At 29.2% G+C, this 25,833-nt stretch carries 22 protein-coding genes and 1 tRNA gene; 9 read left to right on the forward strand and 14 right to left on the reverse strand.

The genetic code is table 11. From position 1 onward, the window contains the following. Positions 1-264 precede the first annotated feature (264 nt). Both F811_RS0108320 and F811_RS0108325 read right to left on the reverse strand, forming a co-directional pair. On the reverse strand, positions 265-2,316 hold the full coding sequence (locus F811_RS0108320) for a ligand-binding sensor domain-containing protein (protein WP_020004790.1): 2,052 nt from the start codon (positions 2,314-2,316) through the stop codon (positions 265-267). Beyond that, on the reverse strand, positions 2,303-4,051 hold the full coding sequence (locus F811_RS0108325) for a SpoIVB peptidase S55 domain-containing protein (RefSeq protein WP_020004791.1): 1,749 nt from the start codon (positions 4,049-4,051) through the stop codon (positions 2,303-2,305). The genes F811_RS0108320 and F811_RS0108325 overlap by 14 nt, the downstream gene beginning before the upstream one ends. A gap of 201 nt (positions 4,052-4,252) precedes the next feature. Here F811_RS0108325 and F811_RS0108330 point away from each other — a divergent pair, with 201 nt between their 5' ends. Genes F811_RS0108330 through F811_RS0108340 form a run of 3 tightly spaced genes read left to right on the forward strand, consistent with a single transcriptional unit; the run spans position 4,253 to position 6,700 of the window. Next, positions 4,253-4,900, forward strand: coding sequence for a bifunctional nuclease family protein (locus F811_RS0108330; RefSeq protein WP_020004792.1), 648 nt, complete (start codon positions 4,253-4,255; stop codon positions 4,898-4,900). A gap of 45 nt (positions 4,901-4,945) precedes the next feature. Further along, positions 4,946-6,118 (forward strand): tetratricopeptide repeat protein, encoded by a 1,173-nt coding sequence (locus F811_RS0108335; RefSeq protein ID WP_020004793.1) that lies wholly within the window; start codon positions 4,946-4,948, stop codon positions 6,116-6,118. A 27-nt stretch (positions 6,119-6,145) separates the two neighbouring features. Continuing rightward, positions 6,146-6,700 (forward strand): hypothetical protein, encoded by a 555-nt coding sequence (locus F811_RS0108340; protein ID WP_020004794.1) that lies wholly within the window; start codon positions 6,146-6,148, stop codon positions 6,698-6,700. 371 nt (positions 6,701-7,071) lie between these two features. Here the strand turns inward: F811_RS0108340 and F811_RS0108345 are convergent, their stop codons facing one another. The 3 genes from F811_RS0108345 to F811_RS0108355 form a co-directional block, all read right to left on the reverse strand. Continuing rightward, positions 7,072-7,974 carry a carbohydrate kinase family protein gene (locus tag F811_RS0108345; protein WP_020004795.1) on the reverse strand — a complete coding sequence of 301 codons (903 nt, stop codon included), beginning with the start codon at positions 7,972-7,974 and terminating at the stop codon, positions 7,072-7,074. Positions 7,975-7,998: 24 nt separating this feature from the next. Further along, entirely contained in the window at positions 7,999-9,906 is a 1,908-nt protein-coding gene (locus F811_RS0108350) for a penicillin-binding protein (RefSeq protein WP_020004796.1), read from the reverse strand. 14 nt (positions 9,907-9,920) lie between these two features. Further along, positions 9,921-9,991, reverse strand: a tRNA-Cys gene (locus tag F811_RS0108355). Positions 9,992-10,270: 279 nt separating this feature from the next. Between F811_RS0108355 and F811_RS0108360 the strand changes: the two genes are divergently transcribed. Genes F811_RS0108360 through uvrB form a run of 6 tightly spaced genes read left to right on the forward strand, consistent with a single transcriptional unit; the run spans position 10,271 to position 17,289 of the window. Next, positions 10,271-10,960, forward strand: coding sequence for a tetratricopeptide repeat protein (locus tag F811_RS0108360; protein ID WP_020004797.1), 690 nt, complete (start codon positions 10,271-10,273; stop codon positions 10,958-10,960). Positions 10,961-11,012: 52 nt separating this feature from the next. After that, positions 11,013-12,200 (forward strand): M23 family metallopeptidase, encoded by a 1,188-nt coding sequence (locus tag F811_RS0108365; RefSeq protein ID WP_020004798.1) that lies wholly within the window; start codon positions 11,013-11,015, stop codon positions 12,198-12,200. A gap of 47 nt (positions 12,201-12,247) precedes the next feature. Then, positions 12,248-13,423, forward strand: a complete 1,176-nt coding sequence (locus F811_RS0108370; protein ID WP_020004799.1) for a hypothetical protein — start codon at positions 12,248-12,250, stop codon at positions 13,421-13,423. Beyond that, positions 13,420-14,274, forward strand: coding sequence for a M23 family metallopeptidase (locus F811_RS0108375; protein ID WP_020004800.1), 855 nt, complete (start codon positions 13,420-13,422; stop codon positions 14,272-14,274). Before F811_RS0108370 ends, F811_RS0108375 begins: the two co-directional genes overlap by 4 nt. A 24-nt stretch (positions 14,275-14,298) precedes the next feature. Beyond that, complete coding sequence (locus F811_RS0108380; RefSeq protein ID WP_020004801.1) at positions 14,299-15,204, forward strand: hypothetical protein; 906 nt, start codon at positions 14,299-14,301, stop codon at positions 15,202-15,204. Positions 15,205-15,240: 36 nt separating this feature from the next. Beyond that, positions 15,241-17,289 carry an excinuclease ABC subunit UvrB gene (gene uvrB / locus F811_RS0108385; protein ID WP_020004802.1) on the forward strand — a complete coding sequence of 683 codons (2,049 nt, stop codon included), beginning with the start codon at positions 15,241-15,243 and terminating at the stop codon, positions 17,287-17,289. Positions 17,290-17,787: 498 nt separating this feature from the next. Here uvrB and F811_RS0108390 read toward each other — a convergent pair whose 3' ends face one another. The 9 genes from F811_RS0108390 to F811_RS0108430 form a co-directional block, all read right to left on the reverse strand. Next, complete coding sequence (locus tag F811_RS0108390; protein WP_020004803.1) at positions 17,788-18,828, reverse strand: alcohol dehydrogenase; 1,041 nt, start codon at positions 18,826-18,828, stop codon at positions 17,788-17,790. Positions 18,829-18,959: 131 nt separating this feature from the next. After that, positions 18,960-20,090, reverse strand: a complete 1,131-nt coding sequence (gene dnaJ, locus F811_RS0108395) for a molecular chaperone DnaJ (RefSeq protein ID WP_020004804.1) — start codon at positions 20,088-20,090, stop codon at positions 18,960-18,962. 53 nt (positions 20,091-20,143) lie between these two features. Continuing rightward, positions 20,144-20,434 carry a DnaJ domain-containing protein gene (locus F811_RS0108400; RefSeq protein ID WP_020004805.1) on the reverse strand — a complete coding sequence of 97 codons (291 nt, stop codon included), beginning with the start codon at positions 20,432-20,434 and terminating at the stop codon, positions 20,144-20,146. 52 nt (positions 20,435-20,486) lie between these two features. After that, on the reverse strand, positions 20,487-21,179 hold the full coding sequence (locus F811_RS0108405) for a YoaK family protein (protein ID WP_020004806.1): 693 nt from the start codon (positions 21,177-21,179) through the stop codon (positions 20,487-20,489). 161 nt (positions 21,180-21,340) lie between these two features. Beyond that, positions 21,341-22,246, reverse strand: coding sequence for an Rpn family recombination-promoting nuclease/putative transposase (locus F811_RS0108410; protein ID WP_020004807.1), 906 nt, complete (start codon positions 22,244-22,246; stop codon positions 21,341-21,343). An 84-nt stretch (positions 22,247-22,330) separates the two neighbouring features. Further along, positions 22,331-23,116: an ankyrin repeat domain-containing protein gene (locus F811_RS16225; protein WP_020004808.1), complete on the reverse strand. Its 786-nt coding sequence runs from the start codon at positions 23,114-23,116 to the stop codon at positions 22,331-22,333. A 97-nt stretch (positions 23,117-23,213) separates the two neighbouring features. Then, positions 23,214-23,555 (reverse strand): hypothetical protein, encoded by a 342-nt coding sequence (locus F811_RS0108420; RefSeq protein ID WP_020004809.1) that lies wholly within the window; start codon positions 23,553-23,555, stop codon positions 23,214-23,216. Positions 23,556-23,601: 46 nt separating this feature from the next. Continuing rightward, complete coding sequence (gene dnaK / locus F811_RS0108425) at positions 23,602-25,518, reverse strand: molecular chaperone DnaK (protein ID WP_020004810.1); 1,917 nt, start codon at positions 25,516-25,518, stop codon at positions 23,602-23,604. A gap of 91 nt (positions 25,519-25,609) precedes the next feature. After that, on the reverse strand, positions 25,610-25,819 hold the full coding sequence (locus F811_RS0108430) for a hypothetical protein (protein WP_008725868.1): 210 nt from the start codon (positions 25,817-25,819) through the stop codon (positions 25,610-25,612). Between the last annotated feature and the right edge of the window lie 14 nt (positions 25,820-25,833).

Raw genomic sequence — 25,833 nt, forward strand, 5'->3', positions numbered from 1 at the left:
CCGCAGTCGCGAAAGAACTGCATTTTGGAGCTTAAATATACAATTTATACAACATATAAAACACTTAATTAATTATAATTAATATTATTTAATTAAGCATAAAATTAAAAACTTAAAAAATTGTTTGTCAAGTACTTTTGAAACAAGTCTACTATAATTAATTATCATATAAAAAATAAATAAATTATTATAACAATAAAAAATAGGAGCAAATAATTAAATTTACTCCTATTACAATTAAACATCATTAATAATTAATTAAAATCATATTATAAATGAATAATATTTAGTGTTTCCTTCAGTGTCCATTACCTCTATAGTAACAGAACCTGCCTCAGCGTCATCTATATTAACAGTAAATGTTTCGTTCATAGAATCCAATAATCCATCATTTGGAACTATATATCTCCATTCTCCTGTTATAGTAGAATATCTCACAGTTTTAATGAATGATAATTTATCTTCTACTCTAAATGTAACTTTTCTATCTGCACCTTCTCCAGTAACATTAAAATCAAAAATTTCTGGAGAATCATTATCATATTTAACATTAAATACTTCTAAAGTTTTAGTTTTTATCTCTCCTACTGGATTATCATATTTATCGCTAGCAGTTATTCTAAAATCGTATATACCAGAAGGCATTAAATAAGCATTAAATTTATAGTATGATGTTTCCAAATTGGAGGCTAATTTTCTATAATTTTTTTCGCCTTTTAATCTGTATTCCAAATCATATGATAATTTATCACCGTTAGGGTCAGAACCTTTCCAATATACCATAGCTTCATTTTCTTCTAATTGAGGGCTTTTAGCTGTTTCAGAAGAGTCATTCTGCTGACGGTATCTTGTAGTAAGTCCTCCGTTTAATACTTCAGGAGCTAAATTATTTTCAATATATGTAAAATCCATAGAATTTAATACTGGAGTCATTTCAGTATCAGAAGTCTCCATTGTAACCTTAAACTGCATAAATCTGCCTTCTGGAGCATTTACTTTACCATTGGCATCAATAGGAACAAAATCGCTCCAGCTTTTATCAACTCTTGCAGCATTACCAGTTCTAACTTCAACAGATATATTGCCGCCTTGAGGAACTGTACTCATAGCATTAAAACTTCCTAATTTGCTTAAAAGTTTTAAATCCAATGTGTCGCTTGTAAAACTGCCATAATTAGGATATCCATGTTTTATTCTGTATATCTCGCCTGTTTTTGATATAGCAAAATAAAGTCCGTCTTCAGAAACTGCAAATGTAGAAAGTATTTTATTTTTTAATCCGCCTATATATGATAAAAGTCCGTCATCTCCGTTAATTTTGTATATATCAGCAGTATCTCCAGTAACAAAATATATATTATTGTCTTTATCACTGCTCAATGCCAAAACTAATGTCTGATTTAGGAAGAATAATCTTTGAACTGTTCCATTAGTATCAGCTCTATAAAGAGAGTTTCTAAACTCTTTATCAGATTCATCTGGTCTTTTATCTCCGTCTATAATGGAAGGTAGTATTAAATAAGCAGGCTGTCTAGTAGCTGTACCAAAATATAAATTACCTATATTATCCATAGTAATAGCATAAACTTCATTTTCAGCAGTATCATAAACTACGCTATATGAAGGATTTTCTAAATTTGTAGATAAATCTATACATAATACCAAACCTCTTCCAGCAGTACCTACATACATTTTATTATTTTTGCTGTCAAAATATAATGACATAGCATGCTGTTCTTCAGTTTTTAATATCTCTTTAATTTCACCGTCTGATGATATTTTTATTACTCTTGCATTATTTCCGCCTGCAGCAGCAAAAAGATTTCCGTTATTGTCAAACTTCATATCCCATATATAGGTATCATCTAAAGTTTTTCTCCAAAGTTCATTGCCGTTACTATCATACTTTATTATTTTAGCATAAGGTCCAACAGCAGCATATACATTTCCCTGACTATCGCTTATAACAGCAGTAAAAGCACTTTCTTTACTTTCTGAAGCAAAAGAAGTAAAATTTGTGGATGATGCATCTCTTTTATATAGTTCAGCACCGCTTCCGCTTATAGCAGCGAACATACCGCCGTCACTTGAAGGATAAATTTTCCAAATATCCTTTCCAGAAATAGCTCCGTTTTGTTCTATAACAGGAGCTAATGTTAAACTGCCCTGTTCTGTAAGCATAACTCCGTCATATATACCATTGTCGTAAAATCCCCTTTTGGTACTAGACAATGTCCTAGTAACAACTGCAAAAACATTCGCAGAAGTAAGTATTAGTATAAACTGCAGTATAAAAATAATCTTAGCGATTTTCATATTTTCTAGCCCCTTCAATTATTATATCTAATTTAATTAATCCAAGTGTAGAACATGGCATTTCATATTTTCCATCAACAGCAGTAATAACAGCAGCCTTATCAGAAGTGGCATTTTTTGCCATTATACCGTATCTGGAAGGAGGAAGTGTAGGATATAAATCCTTTCCTATTTGTACGCCTCTTGATGATGAGTAAAGCCATACTCTAAGAGAACTGTCATCATAGCTCTTTCCATAAATACGCATAACATCATCTAAACTTCTTATCTCATATTTATTAGGCATAAACAACTGTTCTGCATAATTATAAATATATTCATTGGCAGCATAAATACTGTAAACATCTGTTTTTAAATTAACAGGAAGTTTTACTGGTATATCTATGTACTGTTTCTCTTTACCATAAGGTGTAAGCCCTACTCTCAAATGTATAGTTTCTCCTGCTACAGCTCTAGGCTCTACCAAAGTTATATCATTTAAGAAAGCATATTCAAGATTATTTCTTTTAATTGATAATTTAACGGACTTTATACCTACCCTATTAAAATTATTGTATATAAAGAAATCTATAGGAGATATTAACTGTTCTATAGCAGATTTGAATGCATCTGTCGAAGAATAAGCTAATATTCTGTCATTTACTTTATAAGGCTCTTCAAAATAATCAGTTTCTATTTCATAGCTTATACTGAATACTCCCTCTTCTTCACCGCCTGCAGTAGAACTTATAGCACTATATATAGCCATAGAAAGTATATCAGAAAAATAAGTAGGATCGTTCAATACTCTAAAATTATAATCTCTTGTAAGGAAAGTTTGATCTTCTATTTCCAATTTTACAGGCACCATAGTGTTTTCTGGAACTTCACCATACACTCCAGACACTCCAAATACTCCGTCATAAACAGTATATCCCAAATAATTAGAATAAGCAGCACCAAGTTTGAAAGAAGAATCTACTGAAGCTACTATATGATTAATATAAGCCCTAGAGACAGGAGCTCTTAATCTTCCTTTAGACCACATTGAATGCCCAAAAAGCAAAAACTTTTCATTATCAGTATGAGAAACTGTTCCAATACCAGCCATAGAAACATCTCCGTCTGCCAACACTATAGCAACAGAGTCACCAAACAAAAATTTAGTAGCCTGATTTGTATCAGAAATAGAGCCTCCAGTCTGCATAGGATAAAATCCGCTTTTTTTGAATGAAGAAGAATATTCATCAAATGCCTTACTGCTTATACCAGAAAATATTAATGGTGTTTGAAGAGAATTATTATCAGCAAAACCTAAAGCAGGCGATTTAGCATTAGTATCTTCATATAGTTTGTACATTTCTTCTATAGGAGTAACACCAGCTATAGGGTCTTTAGCATAATTCCAGCCGAAAGCCAAAGCACCAGCTATTTTTCCGTCAAAATATATAGGCGAACCGCTCATACCTGCTACTGTACCTGAATGATCCAAGTTAAGACCTTCGCACTGTATAAGTATAGCATCACTGTTATGCCATCTCTTTTTTAATATAGATAATACCTTTACCTTAAAAGGCTCTACATTTGTACCATGTATAACTGTATAGCCTACGCCTTCCATACCTTCATAAATCTCGCTTATGGGAATAACTTCTGGGTTTTCTGGAGGGGTTTTAGGCAAATCTTCTGTTTGTGTAAATAAATTGAATGCAAAAACAAATAGTAATGCAAAAATAAAAAATATTCTTTTTTCCATAGCTTCCATATTTAAGTTTATAGATTTTTTCAAATAATTATAACTATAAATAAACTATATTTCAATATAAATAGTAAAAATTATCATATACTATTTTTCATTATATGCAAATAAATTAATAAAAAAATTTACCTTGACAAATAATATATATATATTAATATTATACTATAGGTAGTATATAAAATCAAAGAGGTTTTAAAAGTGGTTGAAGCAAAGATACTTAATTTAGCAATAACTGACAAAGGTTTTGTTGTAATATTAAAACCAGAAAAGTCTGATAAAGTTGTTCCTATATCGATAGCATATTTAGAAGCTCAGTCTATAATGGCCAGCCTTATAGGATACAAAATTGAAAGACCTCTCACTCATGACATTGTAAGCAGCATATTTCAAAACTGCGGTATACGTTTAATTAATGTCATAATTGATAATGTACATATAGACACATTCTTTTCCAAACTGGTTATAGAACATAACGGCAAAAATATATTTATAGATTCCAGACCTTCTGATGCTATAGCACTCTCTCTAAAATCTAAAGCTCCTATATTTATAGAAGAGCATGTTGTAGATAAAGCTGGTATTGTACTTGAAGATAATGACACACTTATGAAAGTAAAAGACAGCATACCTTTTACATATCAAAGGTTTGACAGAGAAGATCTTAAAGAAACAAGCAGCGAAAATATATTTACAAAGAAAGAACCTGAAGAATATAATAATACAAATACTAAAGACAGCAAAAAAAATAAAGAAGAACTGCAGAGATTATTGGATCAGGCTGTAAAAGAAGAAAGATATGAAGATGCAGCAAAATACAGAGATGAACTTGATAATTTAAGTGAATAATAAAATAATAACTTTTATATTCTTATAGATTACATAGAGGTTATAATGAAACACTGTATAAAAACTATTTTACTTTTTCTTATTCTTACATATTCTATTATATATGCAAAACCATCTGATAAAATAAGGTTTGATTCTCATGAACTTACAGAATTAGAATACGATTTCTTTACCAAAATTGATAACGGCGAAACTAATGATTTGGAACTTCATTATGACGGATTTATAATAGCTTCTGGAATAACTGATGAAGAAGAGTTTAAATTTTACAGAGGAAAATTAGATGAAATAAGAAATCTCGCTAAAAAAGATCTTTCTCAGTATACTGAAGAAGGAGCTTATGCATTTGGAAAAAGATTATTAAATTGGCTTTATTCAAGCGGTGTATTAAAAAAATATTTTGAAACCTCTACCCTATTTCAGGATTTAATATATAAAGGAGAATATAACTGTTTAAGTTCAAGCATACTATATTCTTTACTATACACTGAGTTTGGTTTTAAGGTTACAGGAGTATTAACATCAAGTCATGCTTTCTGCACAGTATATACTGAACAGGGAAAAATAGACGTAGAAACAACAATATCAAGAGGATTTAACCCAGGTCAGAAAGAAATAAGAAATACTGGAAATTCTACAATAGTTACTTTTGTCCCTCAGGGTAATTATAGAGACAGAAACGAAGTAGATATATTTACATTAATAGCAACACTTTATCCTAACTCAATTTCATTAAAAAAAATAGAGAAAGATTTGGAAAAACAGCTTGTTATGGCAAAAAAAGCATATTATCTTTCTCCTAATACAGAAATATATAATAAAAATCTAATCAATGCATATAATAGATTGGCATTAGATTACATTAAAAAAAATGATTATGAAGCAGCATATAAAACTTTAGAAGAAGCATATGTTTTTGATCCTTCAAGTTCTATGACTAAAAATAACAGAATACATTATTATAATACAATAGGTACTTCCTATTTAAGCCAAAAAGATTATCCTAATGCTATACAAATATACAAAATAGGAATATCTGATATAGGCGATGATGCAAGCGTATTAAAAAGAAATTTGAAAGTCTCATACTATAATTACGCTGTTACAGAGTATAATGAAAGAAGATATAACAATGCCAATACAATATCTGAAGAGGCTTTAAAATTATTTCCAAATGACAGGGATTTTATTAAATTATTGTCTTCAATACCAAAATAATAAAAAAATAATGCCGATTAATAGTATATGAAAATTTATTTTACATTATTAATAATAACGGCATATTTCAGTTTTTTATACCCGCAAAACTCATTTGATTATAATTTGAATGTAAAATTTAGGGTAATAGAAAAGTTTGATAAATTACTCTCTTCTGACAATAAAGAATATGTTTTTTATATAGATGCCAATTATGTTTTTACTGAAGAAGGAAAAGCTATATACAGCAATAATATATATAATATTCAAACAACTTTAAACGATTTAGAACAAAAACTTGATAAAGCCCAAACTCAAGAAGAAAAAATGCAGTTAAATCAAAATATTAGAATATATAAAGGACTTTTAGCTTATAACACGCCTCCAAAAAAATTTATAACTCTATTAATAAACAGACAAATATATGAATACATTGCTAAATATCCTTCAAGCTATATAGATAATATGATGCAGAATAATTTACAGCAGTTTTATGATAATATAAGAAATAATATTATATTAAATGAAAAGTACACAGGACGCTTTACTTCTCTTCTATTTATTACCAAAGAAAAATTCAAATATTATACTGGAAGAACATAAAATTATTAGACTTGTTTCAAAACTAATTAACAAAATTATATATAAAAATTTAATCAATTTCAAAACTTTTGTATAAATTATTGTTTTAGTATGTAATATGCAGTCCTTCACTTGCCTACGGCACAAATAAGTGGAGTTTGGCACGACTGTGAATCCCAAGCTATAATTTAAAAATGTTAAATTAACAATTTATAAATATTAACAAATTCAGTTTTGAAACAAGTTTAATTTATCCTACATATAAAACATAATTGATACGATTTTAATGATAATTTCAATGCTTGCACTTTTTGGTTCTTTTTGCGGCGGGAAAAAGAACAATAAAAAAATTGACAAACTTAAACTATTAATTTAGTTTTAAAACAAGTATATTATAAATTAAATTTAGATTTTACTTTTTTAATATCATACCTTGCTGTTCCGCCTTTTAGCTGAATCATCTCCTCAGAAACATCAGAAGCAAACTCTAATACATTTTTAATATCTAAATTTCTTAATATAGCATAACTTAAAGCCGCACAAAAACTATCCCCTGCTCCTACTGTATCAATAACATTAACTTTATTTGAAGGCTTGAATATATACTCATTATTATAAAATACACTTGCCCCTTTAGAGCCAAGTGTAAGAAATATATAATCAATATTAAAATCTTTATTAATAGCTTTGAGTAAGGTTTCATTATCATTTTCTAATGAAGGATAAAAAAGCCCTTTTATTACAGCAAGCTCATCATCATTTATTTTTAATATATTGACAAACTCTAAAGATTCTTTTATTTTTTCTTTTGTGTAATAATTTTTTCTAAATGTTACATCACATACCTTGTATTTAGATTTAATATTTTGAAATATTTTTTTTAATGTAGTATATGATTTCTCATTTCTTTGAGAGAGTATATTAAAATAAAATAAATCATAATTTTCATTTAAAGCATTTTCTATATCTTTATTATATTCTATATTATCCCAAGCTGCATTTTCATGTATAATATAGTCTGGAACTTTTTTTTCATTAAGAAATACTGTAGCTTTACCTGTTTCATAATTATCTAATATCTGTATCAATGACTTGTCTATATTTTCATTATTTATAAATGACAATGCATCTTTAGAATAATCATCATTACCCAATGCGGTTATAAATCTAAGTCTGTCATCATGTCCCATAAGCCTAGAAAGCTGGATAGAATAATTAAATGGAGCACCTCCTATTACAGAAACACTATCATATACATCGTATAAAAGCTCTCCGAAACTAAGTATATTATTCATAAAAATAAACTCCTAAATAAATCTTTACTCTTTATTATCAATAGGTGCTCTTAATAACAGCCTTACTATAGAATTATTTGTTATTTCAGAACCTGCCTGAGGTGAATAATCATAAACATATCCCTCACCTTGTATAGCTATTTTAGCATTATTATTTGATACTATATATGATATATTATTCAGAGCATCTCTTAATGAAAGCCCCATTATATTAGGCATAATATTATTAGTAGCACTGTAATAACTATTAGAAGGCGGAACTAATGATAAAAAGTCATTTGTATTTATGGTATAAATATCACCTTCAACTAATCCTAAATAAGGTATTATCTGATTTGCAATTTTAGCAAATAAAGGAGCAGCTACCCTTCCAGCTGACTGCGTACCTTTTCCCTGAGGGTCATCAAGCAGAACAAGTATTGATATTTTTGGATCTTCAAGCGGAAAACCTCCGATAAAGATTGACTGATAATATTTTTCTGGTTTTTCTGATTCATTATCTCTGTACACTTCAGTTATAGCAGTACCAGTTTTGCCTACAACATCAATATTAAGCAGATTAGCCCTGTATCCTGTAGAACCAGATTCAACACCTTTTCTAAGAAGTACTCTTGCTATTTGAGAATACTGTTCATCTATAATTCTAGTTTTTTTAAGCCTATTTGTAACACTTATTTTTTCTATTCCGTCATAAATAGAATCAACCACATGCATAGGTACTTTCCATCCTCCATTAAGAAGCGGAAGATAAGAGGCGGCTATCTGCATAGGCGTAACACTCAAATCATATCCTATAGCCAAATATCCTCGTGAAAATCTATGCCATTTATTTAAAGGGTGATATATACCGCTCCATTCATTTTTATAAGGTCCAACACCAGTAGGCTCTCCGAAACCAAATCTTTTTAGATAATCATAAAAAAACTGCTTATCTATTCTTTCAGCTATAGTAACAATAGCATAATTGCAGCTGTATTTTAATATATCATTAAAAGCTACATCTCCATGCGGATAATCACAATGTATGCGTGTTTGTCTGCTGTAATCATAATATCCTTTACAATGAAAAACTTCATCACTATTTACAACGCCCTCTTCTATAGCAGCAAGTTCTGCAAATATTTTCATAGTACTACCGGGGTATATTGTACTCATTATACTTCTGTCCATTCTTTCATTATTAACGTAGATAAACGGATTATTAGGGTCAAAAGAAGGATAAGAATAATTTGCTATTACAGCACCTGTATTAACATCTGATACTATAACTGTAGCTGACTGAGGAGATCTTTCTGCAACAGTTTTTAATACTTCATTTCTAACTATAGTTTGAATATCTCTATCTAATGTTAATACTATATCTTTGGGATTATCATTTTCTGATGATAAAATTGATTCATATGTAGCCTCAAGTCCTGCATATCCTTCTGTTTCAGTTCTGTTCATATATCCTATCACATGAGCAAATACATCTTCATAGGGATAAAATCTTTTATAGCTTTCTATACCATATATACTTTTTACCGTATATTTATCTTTTATTTCTTTTATCTTTTTATAAGAGTCTAAATTAATATTTTGAGCTAATCTTATAGTTCTTCTTTTTGTAGATATTAAATCTGTAAATTTTTCTTTTGTAATACCAATAATACTAAAAATTTGGCTGTATGCTTCATTAATATCAGTATTTTCATTTCCATCTAATGAAACTGATTCTGTATCAAGGTATATTGTATAAGCTGGAATATTAATTGTAAGAGGACGCATTTTCGAGTCGTATATAGTTCCTCTAGGCTTATCAAGACCGTCTAAAGAAGTTATAGATTTTCTATTTTTTATTGTAAGATTAAATAATCTGAAAAATATAGCAATAGTTACTATTGCAAAACATACAAGAAATAAATATAATTTTTTTATACGAGCTTCATTCATAATTAGAAAAAATGAGGCGGCGAACGGATTTGAACCGATGATAAGAGTTTTGCAGACTCCTGCCTTACCACTTGGCGACGCCGCCGTATTTTAGATTTATTAATAATATATCAAAACAAATAAAAAGTCAATATGTTATAAATTAAATAGAAAAAAAATATAGATTTTAATTTATTATAAAATTTCTGTGAACCTTACAAAATTATACGTTTATAAGCAGAAATCAAAATTCAAGTAAAATAAATGTAATTTTTTATAAAAACTTTACATAATTTTTTTATTAAAGTTTTATATAAAATATATTGAGATTTTTAAATTATAAATATACAATATAGCCAAAATCAAATATATATTAGGAGTATATATGAGTATAGGCTCTAGCAGAAGCAAATTAGAAGACGGTATAAAATTCTTTAGAAATGAAAACTATAAAGAAGCTATTGACTCATTAGAAAAAATATTTTCAGAGAAAAATGATGTAGAGTCTGGATATCATTTAGCATTAGCCTATGCCCAAATTCAGGATTATGATAATACTCTTCAGGTATTTGATAAAATAATGAGACGTTTGGATAATCCATTAAGACTTATGCAGGCACATATTATTGTTGGATATATATACGCAGTAAAAGCGATGTACGACCTAGCAGAATTTGAACTTATGGATGCATTATCTTCTGGAGTAGAAAACACTCAGATACATGCTGCTTTAGGATATGTATACTACAAAAAAGGAAATATTAGAAAAGCAATAGAACACTTAAAAAAGGCAGTAAATCTTGACCCTAAAAGTGCAAATGCAAGAAACTCTTTGGGTTTTATTCTAGCTGACACTGAAACTAATATTGATGAAGGAATAGAAGAAATAAAAAAAGCCGTATCAATAGATCCTAGTAATCCAGCATATTTAGATTCTTTGGGCTGGGCTTTTCTCAAAAAAAATGATTTGCTTCATGCCAAAGAATATTTAACAAAAGCATTTGAACTAGCTCCTACAAACAGAGATATAAAAGAACATTTATTAAAACTAGATCAATTATCATATAAAAAATAATAATCAAAATAAATATATTATAAAATTATAAAAAATATTATTAGGGGGAGTTATGAAGTATATAATAACAATCATATTATCATTTTATATTTTTTCTTTTAGCTTATATTCGCAGTATAAGGCCGAATATTTGGGAAATAATATATCGATAGTAAGAGACGGACAAACTATAAATAAAATGCCGGAACTTAAAGATAATGATATATTAGAGACTAAAAAAGACTCTTTTGCTCAAATAAATATAAATAATAAATATTATTATATAGCTCCAAACAGTAAAGTAAAAATAACTTCTTCTAATGCAAATCTTATTAATGGTGCTTTATATACAAGAAATAAAAACTTTGATTCTTTAGATGATTTTAAAGATTATGATAAAGACATAAAAATATACGCAGACCCTTTTCCTTTTTATGCAGGCAAAGTATCAACTATATTTATAACCTCTAAAGATGAAATAAAAATAGAAAACTCAAAACTTCTTGGAAGTGCAAGACCTATAGTTAAATTTTTTGAAGTTAAAGATGCTGATAGAAACTTAAAAGTATATAAAAGCATATTTGGAATATATGTTGGTGCCCAAGATGAAAAGTATCAGTTTGTATCAAATATAGAATTAAAAGATAAAACTACTCTTAATGTAGCTATAGATATAAAACTTGATTTTACTCCTCCCCCGCCAAAACCAAAACAAATACCGGGCGTTACTTCTACTATGAAAAATATTATAAGTAATCCTCAAAAATCAAGAGAAGAAAAAGAACTTTTAAATGGCAATGTTTATATAAGTTACACCCCTACTAATTATGCTGACAAAGTGTATATAATGCCATCTCAGGGAAGATACTCTTCAGGTTTCGGAGCTTTCAGGGGATACACAAAAGACTATGCAAGATATCATCAGGGTTTTGATATAGCAAATACAAATGGTACTCCTATAATAGCAGCTAATAACGGTGTTGTAAGAGTATCAAGAGAATTATTTGTACGCGGCAACTGCGTTGTTATAGATCATGGTGAAGGTGTATATAGCTCGTACTTTCATATGTCTAAATTAATAGCAAAAGAAGGACAGTATGTAAAAAAAGGTGAAGTTATAGGTTTAATAGGTTCTACTGGAATGTCAACTGGTCCTCACTGCCATTGGGAAATGAGAGCTGGAAATATGACTTTTGATCCTTTAAGCATATTAGAAAAACCTGTTTCTTTCAATACTAAAGTATTAACGCAGATAAAGTAAATTAAGATAAAAAATAATAATAACTTTTAAGAGAGACATTATAAGTAATGCAGATTAAAGAAAAATCAATAATAGAATTAGAAAATATACACAAAATAGAGCCTTTCTTTATTAGGTATTTAACTATAATAAGTTCTGTTGTTTTAATTATCTCATTTATATTTTTCTTTGGAACTAACAGACTTAATGAAGAATATAATACAGTAAATGTTTGGAATAAAGAAACTCAGTCTATAGAACCTCCTTCACATGATGATAATTTCAATATTGATGGCATATTCAAGCAAAATTTTTTCACAAAACCAGAAGGCATAGTACATTATTTTGATTTTAACGGAGACACAATATATTCTACAAATTTAGCAAGAGGAGAATTGGCTACTGCCAATAATCAGAACTTTGTAATATATAAAAGATACGGAAATTATATAGATGCCTACAATAATATGGGTATTATCATATGGCGTACAAATACATCTATCTATCCAGAAATAGCACCTTATGCTGAGAGAATAATATATCATTCAAGCGATAATTCAAAGATACAGATGTTTGATTTTAATAACAACCCTTTAAGCAAACATGTACAATACGGAGAAATTATTACTGACGGAGCTTTTGCTATTAATACTGGAGATTATATAGCAGGTTTTTCAAGCGGAGATATAGCATATATTAATAGAAACGGAAATCTATCATTTGCTATATCTACAATATTAAGCGAGATAAATATAGTTAAATCGGTTGCTATAAGTGAATACGGAAGTTTTGCTATGTCAGTAAGCGGTATAAGACCAGAATATATAACACTTTATAACGCCAGTGGAAGTACTATGTGGTATTTAGAAACAGGTTTAAACAGAAGACGCCATGTATCAAGTTATGTAAGCGAAAAATCAATGACTGCTTTTATGCTCGCTGACAGAGATATTATACTATACACTTTAAACAAAGGAAAAGAAATTGACAGAATCAATTTAGAAAAGTATAATATGATGAATGCCGTTAATATGAAACTTAACAGCGAAACTAATTCTACAATTATGAGCGTATCCAAAGATGCTAAAAGTGTAGTTTTAATATATGATAATAATGCCAAAGAAATAGTTTTTGAAAAATATTTAGACGGCTGGGTATATAATCTTGATATATCCAGTTTAGAAAATGAATATATGATAGTAAGCGACAAAATGATTTATACATATAAGAGAGTTAAACTATGAAAAAATATATATTAATATTATTTATAATATCATCTTTACTATTTGCAAGAGTGCCTATTGATGACAACAGAATAAGAATAACAAGTACATTCGGAGAGTTTAGAACAGACCATTTTCATAATGGAGTAGATTTCGGCGGAAACAGAATGGAAATATATCCAGTTAAAGATGGAGAGATAGTTTATTATCTTGATGAAGATGAAGACCCTACAAGACCGCTTTACGGAGTTGGAAATGTAGTTATGATAGAACACCCTGATAATTTAAGAAGTTATTACTATCATATAGAACCTGGTACTATAGAAAAATCTTATGCCAAAGTTACAGAAAAAGATGTTATAGCTCTTACTGGTAACAGCGGAAGATCTGGAGGAGCACATTTGCATCTTACTATAGAAAATATGAAAGAAGGTTTGGTTGTAGACCCTTTAGAATATCTTAATATAGATAAAGGTTCCTCTCAGCCGCCATTAATTCATAGTATTTATTTAAGAACTGAAAACAGACTTATACAAATAAAAGATAAAATGCCTATGAGCTATAAAGGAGAAATCAAACTATTTGTTAAGGCTTATGATTTGCTTGGAAGTATTCCTATGGGGCTTAAAAGAGTAAAAATATATATGAATGATGAACTTGTAAGAGATTATGACTTCACATATTTTATAAAAAGAGACAATGTATATTATATAGCTCCGAATTATACATTTGAAGAAGTATACGGAGTAGACTCTCATTTTTACAGGGGCGGTGTATTTACTCCGAAAAGAGGAAAATATACTTTCAAAGCTGAAGTTACCGATTTTGACAATAAAACAGTTGTTTTAACTAGAACTGTTAATTTTTATTAAAATTTTATTAGTATAATTTTTATTATGAATATAGTTATAATACATACTGGATTTGCTAAATATTTAGTTTATGCATTAAGAAAAATAAAAGAAACAAATAAAAACTCTAATGTATTTTTAATATCTGACAGAAAATATAAAGAATATTCTAAATACTCTGAATTTGTAGATATAAATAAAGTTACTAAAGATGAAGCAATACTTTTTAAAAATAAATATATACATCTTGGAAAAAGCAATCCTAATTATGAAATGTTTTGTATGCAAAGATGGATCATATTAAAAGATTTTATGAAAGAATATAATATTAGCGAATGTTTTCACATAGACAGTGATATATTAGTGTTCTCTGATTTAGACGAAGTATTAAAGCCATTTTCTAAATATTCTATATCTTTAGCAGCTAAGTTGGCTCTTACTATGTATATAAAAGATGTTAATGTACTTGAAGAGTTTTCAAAATATTTAATATTTAAATACACTGATGAAAAAGAAATAAATAAATTAAAAGATATGTATTATAATACCGACCGAGTAAATGATGGTGTTGCTGGAAGTATATCGGATATGGATATTTCAAGGGAATTTTTTTCTAATTATAATTTACCCACTGGAGAATTATCAAAAATAGAAAATAATTCTATATTTGATTCGGCTATTGTCTATGGAGGCCCTAATTTTGAAATGCTTAAAAAAGATAAATATGAAATTAAAAAAATATTTTTTGAAAATAACATACCTTTCTGCAATTATAATGATGGTACACTAAATACTAAAATAAGGTTTCACACACTGCATTTTATAGTTTGGTCTAAATTATATATGAAAAAACTATATCAAAATAAAGATTTAAACTTTAATCCATATTGCATAAACATATACAGAGAATTTAACGTTTTCAAAAATAAAATCAAAAAAATATTGAAGTAATTTACTAATTATTAAAAATATAGTATAATAGTATTCATGAATTTTAAATTAGAATCCAAATTCAAACCCTCTGGAGACCAAGTAACAGCAATAGAATCTCTGGTAAAAGGACTTGAAAATAAAAATAAATATCAAACTCTTTTGGGAGTTACAGCAAGCGGGAAAACTTTTACTATAGCCAATGTTATAGAAAAAGCTAATAGACCAACTCTTGTAATGTCGCATAACAAAACTCTTGCAGCTCAGCTTTATAGAGAACTTAAAGATTTTTTTCCGAATAATGCTGTAGAATACTTTGTTTCATATTATGACTACTATCAGCCTGAAGCATATGTACCAGCTAAAGATTTATACATTGACAAAGACGCTTCTGTTAATGATGAAATTGACAGATTAAGACTTAAAGCAACAACTTCGCTCCTTGAAAGACGAGATGTTATAATAGTGGCTTCTGTTTCTTGTATATACGGCTTGGGATCACCTGAAGATTACAGAAAACTCTATATTTCAATAGAAAAAGACGGTGAATATGATAGAGATGAAATTATTAAAAAATTAGTTTCTATTCAGTATGAGCGTGTTAAAGATGTACTTGAACGTGCGAGATTTAAGGTTATAGGCGATACACTAGAAATAATGAGTGCTTATTCTGATGAGGTTATAAGAATAGAGTTTTTTGGAGATACTGTTGAAAAAATAGTAAAAATTAATCCCGTAACAAGACAAAAAATAGCAGAACAAGAGAGAGTTGTAATATATCCAGCTAAACACTTTGTCACTGGAAGCGATAAACTAGCTGCTGGTATAAAATTAATAGAAGAGGAACTTGAAGAGCAGTATAATAAATTCAAATCCGAAGGAAAATTAGTAGAAGCAGAACGCATATATGGAAGAACTAAATATGACTTGGAAATGCTTAGAGAGGTTGGATACTGTGCAGGAATAGAAAATTATTCACGCCCATTATCTGGACGTAAAGAAGGAGACAGACCTGCTTGTTTAATAGACTATTTTCCAAAAGATTTTTTAACTATTATAGATGAGTCGCATGTAAGTGTGCCTCAGATTAGAGGTATGTTTTTTGGAGACAGAAGCAGAAAAGAGACTCTAGTAAAGTACGGTTTCAGACTTCCTTCAGCACTTGATAACAGACCTTTATTTTTTGAAGAATTTGAAAAACTTACTAATGATACCATATACATAAGTGCAACACCTGCCGAATATGAACTTAAAAAAAGCAGTCAGGTTGTAGAGCAGATAATTAGACCTACTGGACTTCTTGACCCTATTATAGAAGTATATCCTATTGATGGACAAATTGACAGAATACTTGAAGAAATAAAGAAAACCATATCAAATAATGAAAGAATATTTATAACAACTCTTACAAAAAAAATGGCTGAAGACCTCACAAAATATTTAAATGAAAACGGGGTTAGAACACGTTATCTGCATTCGGATATTCAAACAGTTGAACGAGTAGAGATAATAAGAGATTTAAGACTTGGAGCCTTTGATGTACTTGTAGGTATAAACCTTTTAAGGGAGGGGCTTGATGTACCAGAAGTATCTTTAATATTAATACTTGATGCTGACAAAACAGGCTTTTTAAGAAATACCACTACTCTCATACAGACTATAGGACGTGCTGCTAGAAATGCTAACGGCAGAGTTATAATGTTTGCAGACAGTATAAGCGATGCTATGAAAGTAGCAATTGATGAAACAGAAAGAAGAAGAAAAATACAGATGGAGTATAATAAAGAGCATAATATTACTCCTAAAACTATTATCAAAAAAATACAGGATATAATAGAAAGAGAAGAAAAAGTCGAAACTTCTTATGAGCTTCATTTTGATTTCAGACGCTTTAATGAAAGAGTAAAAATCGATCCTAAACAGCAAAGTGATGACTACATAAAAGAATTAGAAAAAGAAATGAAAAGAGCTTCAGACAGTTTAGAGTTTGAAAAAGCTATTGAGATAAGAGAAAAAATTAATCAGCTTAAACAATTAAAGCCAGCTAAAAAAACAGTACATAAAAATGTAACTTCAAAAAACCCTAATGGAAAAACTAAAAGATAATTGTATATACTGGAACGATTTCATTTTGTCAACTAATGTACATTATATAGAATTATCAACTTTTTTGCCGCACAAAAAAGTTGCAAAAAACGCAATTACTAGAACTTTATATTTTAAATATATGTATTAAATGTATGACAATACCTGAAATTTAGGCTACACCTAAAGGTGGACTTCGTCAAATGCAGTCTTTTTGGTTCTTTGTGCCAACAAAAGAACTGGGGGGGTTACGTAGTACGCAGAGCGGTGGGCAAAGCCCCATAAACATAAAAATTTAAAAAATTTATTTTTTGACAAACTGTAATAGTTTAAGTATATACTAAAAATTTTTAAGTTTGCCAATTTTTTTATTAAACTTTTGGCGAAGCCCGACGCAAACCATACTTAACAGTACTTCCTTCGGTAACAAAAGGAGTTAGTGTGTTACGTACAAAGCCATGAAAAATATTTTAAATTTAAAAAAATAACTTTAAAAAATTATAGTTGTTTAGATATAAATTAATCATATTCTACAGCTATTTTCATGCAGTTATCTTTTTTGCTTTCAAATATATCATATCCTTTTAAAATATCATCTAATTTTATTCTATGAGTTATAAGAAAATCGGTATTTATTTTATCTTTAGATATAAGTTTTAATATTTCATCACTATGAATGGCATCAACTCCTCCAGTTTTAAATATTAAATTTTTTCCATACATTATATTAAGAGGAAGAATCTGAGGCTTTTCATACATAGCAACTAAAGCAACTGCTGAATTAGGCCTTGCTATTTTCCAAGCTAATTCAAATGTATTGTTTCCTCCAGCAGCCTCTATAACATTATCAGCAAGTCTGCCATTATTTATATCCTTTATAAACTCTTCAATATTTTTTATTTTGTTTGGATTTATAAAAAAGTCTGCTAATCCTTTTTCTTTTGCGATATTTAATCTATTTTCATCTATGTCTATTGCTATTATATTTTTTGCTCCAAATATTCTGGCACATATCATAGAACAAAGCCCAACAGGTCCAGCCCCTATAACAGCCGCAGTATCATTATTTTTTACTTCTGAAAGCTCTGACCCAAAATATCCGCTTGCTAAAATATCTCCTACAAACAAAGCCCTATCATAAGTTACATTTTCTGGAAGTATATTTAATGCAGTGTCGGCAAAAGGCACTCTCACATATTGAGCCTGACAGCCATCAATACGGCACCCTATTTCCCAGCCTCCTATTTCACAATTATTGATAAAACCATTTTTACAGTAATAGCATTCTCCGCAAAAAGTAATGCAGTTGCATGATACTCTATCGCCTATTTTTATTTTTTTTATATCTTTACCTACTTCTATAACCTCGCCTACAAATTCATGTCCAAGAACAATATTTTCTTTTGCTCTAGGAACAGCACCGTTAATTATATGCAAATCACTTGTACATATGCTTGATAATGTTACTTTCACCACAGCATCTTTTGAATCTAATATTTTAGGATTTTCTATTTTTTTTAAATCTATTTTTCTATTACCTAAATAAACCAAACCTTTCATAATAGTTACTTCCTATTTTTATTATTAATTATAACATAAAAATTAATATATTAAAAATATTTAATTCATAAAAAATATAAAAATAAAAAAGGGACTTTTTTAAAGCCCCTAAATAATAATTATTATAAATTTTACCAATTATTTCTGCTAGGTTTTCTTAAAGTAGGTTCATCATTATTAGGTGTAACCTTTTTAAGTTCATTATATAATCTTTTTTCTTCTGAAGATAATTTTGAAGAAACATCTATATTTACTATTACAAATAAATCGCCTCTTCCAGATCTATTTATATGAGTAGCACCGCTTCCTTTTAATTTAAATACCTGACCGCTATTAGTACCTGCAGGTATTTTTATTTTAACTTTCTTTTTATCCAAAGTCTGTATATAAATATCTGCTCCCAGTGTAGCCTGTACTATATTAATTCCTACTTCAGTTATTAAATCTATACCATCTCTAACAAAATATTGGTGAGGAGATACATGTATATATAAATATAAATCTCCTGCCACTCCTCCGCCTATTGCTTCACCCTCTCCGCTTACTCTAAGCTGAGTATTATCCTCAATACCCTTAGGTATATTAACAGATATAGTTTTATTTTTCTTAACAGTTCCAGTTCCATGACATTTTTTACAAGGAGTAGTTACTATAGAACCGCTTCCATTACATTTACTGCAGGTCCTTCTTACACTAAAAAATCCCTGAGCCATTCTCACTTCTCCGCTTCCTCCGCAGGTAGGACAAGTCTGAGTTTTAGTTCCGGGTTCTGCTCCTGTACCATGACAAACATCACATATATCATTTTTGTCAAGTTTGATTTCCATCTTCTTACCAAAAACAGCATCTTCCAAAGAAAGAGTAATATCATGTCTTAAATCATTTCCCCTTCTCTGAGACCTTGAAGATCTTCCAGAAAATCCTCCTCCAAAAAATGAACTGAATATATCATCTAAATCTCCAAATCCGCCAGAGCCTCCGAACATCTGAGAAAAATCAAAACCGCCTCTGCCGTAAGCATCAGCAAAATCACTATGAACACCTTGAAAACCAAACTGATCATATTGAGAACGCTTTTTTTCATCAGATAATATTTCATAGGCCTCAGTAGCTTCTTTAAACTTTTCTTCAGCCTCTTTATTTCCGGGGTTTCTGTCTGGGTGATACTGCATAGCTAATTTTCTGTATGCTTTTTTTATTTCATCATTAGTAGCAGTCTTTGCCACTCCTAATACTTCATAATAATCTCTTTTTTCTGCCATTTATTATATCCTCTATTAAAATTATCATTTAAATTTATCATTAATATAAAAAATCATTTTTTTCTTCTGCTTAATATAAGCCCTAATCCAAGCCCTGCAGCAGCTAAAGCACCTACAACATATTTATTGGAGGCTACATATAAAATATTATACTGCATACGCTTTTCTTTATCTGATAAAACCTCATAGGCCTCTGTTATATCTATAAACATACGATTAGCTTTTTCATCTCCAGCATTTCTGTCTGGATGATATTTCATAGCTAATTCTCTGTAAGATTTCTTTATTTTTTCATTACTGGAAAATATATTAACATTAAGTATTGCATAATAATCTTTATCCATAATAAATATATCCTTGTCTTAAATATATAAAAAATCTTATAAATATTATTTTTTAATTATCAAAAAACATTAAACTCTCAACAATAAATAATAACCCAGAAGCAATCCATATAGATTTAATACCAAATATCCTAGTAAAAAAACTACCCAAAAAAGCTCCCAAAGTAAATGAAAAAAGAATAGTTAAATATATAAGTCCGTTCTTTAATCCAACTTTATCCCTGTTAAATAAAAATCTAAATAAATTATCTGAAGCTGACTTTAAATTACCAGTACACATATTAGTAACATAAGTAAGCCCTTCAACCTTATTGAAAGTTATCATTAAAGCTGCTGACATAAATGATATAACACTTACAACTATAATATTTGAAATACCTTTATGCAGAAAACCAACTATAAATAGTATAATAGCAGCCATTAATATAATAACATATTCCAATTCCATTAATTTTTTTTTATTCAAAACTTTTTTTATATATAAAGCAGTCCAAATTCCAATAATAAAAACACAAATAGGTATAAGATAATGCATAGTAAGAGCAAACTCTTTTTTGGCCAAATGCATAGCAAAAAATATCATATTACCAGTCTGAGCATAAGCAAATATTCCATCTCTGGTAATATAAGTATAAGCGTCTACAAATCCGCCTACCAAGGTAAGTATAGAAGCTATATATATAGTTTCTGTTGTGTGTATTGATTCATTTTTTCTTTTAATAAAAGCTATAAAACTATTTTTCACTTTACCGCCTCAATTTTATTGTCAAATATTATATCACAAAAAAATATTTTTAGAAACATTTTTATAATATCTATAATCAAAAGATTCTTCATTATTGGAAAATGCTTCTACAAATATTTCATTCATATAAAAAATATATAAAACAAAAGCTAATTATTAAATCACAATTTTAAAATTTCTTCAGTACTTAAACCAGTTATTTTGCTTATTAACTTTATATCAAGATTTTCATTCTTCATATTTTTAGCCAACACATATTTTTCTTTCTCTATACCTTTCTCTATACCCTTTGACATACCTTTTCTCTCGGCTTCTGCTAATTCATAATCAAGCATTCTTTTATTAAAATATTCATCAGCCTCTTTTATTCTATAACTATCTATTAAAGGATTAGTATGCACAAACGATTCGGATTTTAATTTTACCTCTTCAAATATAGTATCTTCTTTCAATAAATTTTCCATTTTATCCCCCTTAAAAAATTTTAACCAAGATAAAAATTTCTTCTCCGCTTCATCATAACTTGAATTAAAATTAAATTTAGGAAGCTCTATATAATGAAGCTGACAATGATTAGTAAGTATTCTGTTATGTTTAATCTCTTTTAAAACATAACATGTATGAATATCATTTATATCATACATCAAATTAAAATTCAAAATATTAATGCTTATTACTGGACATAAATTATTATAATTATCGCCCTTATTTAACATAACAGCATAACCATTAGCCCAATAAAATAAACTTCTGTAAATAAACTCAATATTGCCCTGAGACTGTATCTCTATAATAACAACTTCTCCGCTGTCGGTAGTGCATCTTATATCCATCACAGACTCTTTAGATTCTAAATATTTGCTCAAGTTAAAAGGATTAAGAATCTCAGCTTTTACAAAAGTTCTGAAATGCATATTTTTCATAACAGAATTTATAAAACTAAGTATTATTCTTTCGTTTCCTTTCTCTGAAAATAAATACCTTATATAGCAGTCATTTATTCTGTTAATATTATCAACAGTGATAATTTCTTTTTTAAGTTTTTCAAGATACTCTGAATATTCCATACCAGCCTTTTAAAATAATTATATCTTTATTATACTAGTATTATGGTAAATTGTCAAAGAACAAAAATTTTTAAATATATTTTATTATTTAGCCCCTTTTGATTTTAAAAATTCAGCTACTTCCAAATGCCCATTTTCTGAAGCCAACATCAAAGCTGTACAATTACAATAATCTTTAGCATTTATATCAGCACCTTTATCTAGCAAATATTTCACTATTTCTAAATGACCATTATATGAAGCCGCCATCAAAGCTGTCAAATTATCATTATCTTTAGCATTTACATCAGTGCCTTTATCTATCAAATATTTTACTATTTCCAAATGCCCATTCTCTGAAGCAAACATCAAAGCTGTTCCATTATCTTTATCTTTGGCATTTATATCAGCACCTTTATCTAGCAAATATTTAACTACTTCCAAATGCCCATTCTCTGAAGCATAAATCAAAGCTGTACAATTACGACTATTTTTAGTATTTATATCAGCACCTTTATCTAGCAAATATTTAACTATTTCTAAATGCCCATTTCTTGAAGCCAACATCAAAGCCGTCCAATTATTATCTTTGGAATTTACATCAGCTCCTGAGTCTATTAAAAGCTCAACCATTTCAAAATCACCTTCTTTACAATAAAACTCAAGTTTGCCTTCTCCATTGATGAAATCAATTTTATCCAAATTTCTGTGGAGTTTTCCTCCGTAAATAAGAAGAAGTTTTACTATATCTCTATAACCTTTTATAAAAGCATAATGCATAGCAATATGAAGTTCATTATGTTCAAACTCTTCTGTTGTTTCTAATATATTTTTTACTTTCTCTAAATCTCCAAATCTGGCTGCTTTTACTAATTCTGTATTTCTTTTCATCAATTACTTCCTAATAAACATTAAAAATATAGGCGGCTGAAAATCAAACCTTAAAAATTAACTTCCAACCGCCCATTAGACTTTATATATTCAACTTTTACTTTTTATCAAAATCATATCTTAAATTCTTCAAATACGATCCAGGCATATAAGAAGCTTGTATTTGTTCTATATTTTGACCATATTTTTTTCTCATATCCATTATGAATATACAAATCTCTTTTATTTCATACTCTTCATATCCAATATTAGTTGCATACATAGGACTTCCAGAGAATATTTTAGTAAAACCTCTACTAGCTAAATATTGTTCCAAATCTGGGCTAAACCTTGTACGAAATGTATCACTACCTGTTGAATTAATAATCCAAGTATAATGAGATTCATTTTCAATAATGTTTAATTCCTTATATACATTAACATCAAATTGTTCTTGCATTAAACTACCCTCCATGATTTATTGATATTTATAATAATTTATTTTATTATTTATTATCATCAACTATCTCATAATCAGCATCAACTACGCCGTCATCTTTCCTGCCTGAATCTTGGCTGTTGTTTTGCTGAGCCTGTTGTCCTGCATCTGCCTGACCTTGCTGTGCACCTGCTTGTTTATAAAGTGCCTCTGAAGCTTTATTCCATGCTGCTTGTAAATCGTCTGTAGCTCTTTTAATATTATCTGTATTATTAGATTCTACTGCTGATTTTAAAGTATTCATTTTTGACTCAATTTCTGATTTGTCAGAAGCAGGTAATTTGTCGCCGTTTTCTTTTAATAATTTTTCTGTCTGATAAATCATATGGTCAGCATTGTTTTTAGCTTCAACTTCTTCTTTTTTCTTTTTATCTTCTTCAGCATGTTTTTCAGCATCCTGAACCATTCTGTTTATTTCATCTTCGCTTAATCCGCTTGAAGATTCTATTCTTATTTTTTGTTCTTTACCAGTACCCAAATCTTTAGCTGTAACATGTACTATACCGTTTGCGTCTATATCAAATGATACTTCTATTTGAGGAACTCCTCTTGGTGCAGGAGGTATGCCTACCAAATCAAATCTTCCAAGCTCTCTGTTGTCATTAGCCATTTTTCTTTCACCTTGTAATACTCTGATAGTTACAGATGACTGATTGTCTGCTGCTGTAGAGAATACTTGTTTTTTGTTTGTAGGTATAGTAGTGTTTCTGTTGATTAAAACAGTCATTACTGAACCTTCTGTTTCAATACCAAGTGAAAGCGGAGTAACGTCAAGAAGAAGTACATCTTTAACATCACCTTTGATAATACCGCCTTGTACAGCTGCTCCCATTGCTACTGCTTCATCTGGGTTTACGCTTTTATTTGGTTCTTTATTAAATATGTTTTTAACAGTTTCCTGAACCATAGGTATTCTTGTAGAACCTCCTACAAGTATTACCTCATCTATATCGCCTATAGAAAGTCCTGCATCTTTCAATGCTTTTTCACATGGGATGCGTGTTTTTTCTACCAAATCTCTGATTAAATCTTCAAATTTAGCTCTTGTCAAAGATACATTCAAGTGTTTAGGACCTGATGCATCTGCTGTAAGATAAGGCAAGTTAATATCTGTTTGTAATGAGCTAGAAAGTTCTTTTTTAGCTTTCTCGCCTGCTTCTTTTAATCTTTGTAAAGCCATTTTATCATTATTCAAATCAACGCCTGTATCTTTTTTAAACTCATCTATAAGCCAATTAATTATAGCTTGGTCAAAATCATCACCGCCCAAGTGAGTATCACCGTTTGTACTTTTTACTTCAAATACTCCGTCAGCCAATTCAAGTATAGATATATCGAAAGTACCGCCGCCCAAGTCATAAACTGCGATTTTTTCATCTTTCTTTTTCTCCATACCATAAGCTAATGCTGCTGCTGTAGGTTCGTTTATTATTCTTAATACATTAAGTCCAGCAATACGTCCAGCATCTTTAGTAGATTGTCTTTGACTGTCATTAAAGTATGCAGGTACTGTAATAATAGCGTCAGTTACTGTTTCGCCTAAATACTCTTCTGCTGTTTGTTTCATCTTTTGAAGTATTCTAGCACTTATCTCTTGAGGAGTGAAATTTCCTTCCAAAGTTTTGATTTTTACTTTTCCGCCGTCTTCTATAACTGTATAAGGCATTCTTGAACGTTCTTCTGATACTTCAGCATAAGTGTTTCCCATAAAACGTTTAATAGAAAATATTGTATTTTCTGGGTTAGTTACCATTTGGTTTTTAGCAGGCTGACCTACTAATACTTCCCCTTTATTTGTGAATGCTACTATAGAAGGTGTTGTTCTGTTTCCTTCACTGTTTGTTATTACTACAGGTTTTCCGCCTTCCATTACTGATACACATGAATTTGTTGTTCCTAAATCTATTCCAATTATTTTACTCATAATAAATTTCTCCTTTTAATTATTTAATTAATATTTTTTTAATATTGTAAATTAATATTAGTATAAAGATTATTTGTTATATATCTTATTGTCAGTCTTTCGTCAGAACACTAACAACATATTCAGTATGACCATTACCCAAATGTGAAGTAGTAAGGTCTACATTGATTACTTCTTTGTCTCTGATATGATTGTTAATCGCATCAGTCAAATCCTGAAGAACTCTGTTTATATGCTGTATACTTTCTTTCTTATCTGCTTTCGGCTCGTAATAAGCTCTAAAAAGTTGAATATGTGCCATAAAATCTCCTAATT

Source organism: Brachyspira innocens ATCC 29796, from assembly GCF_000384655.1.
Taxonomy (GTDB): domain Bacteria; phylum Spirochaetota; class Brachyspiria; order Brachyspirales; family Brachyspiraceae; genus Brachyspira; species Brachyspira innocens.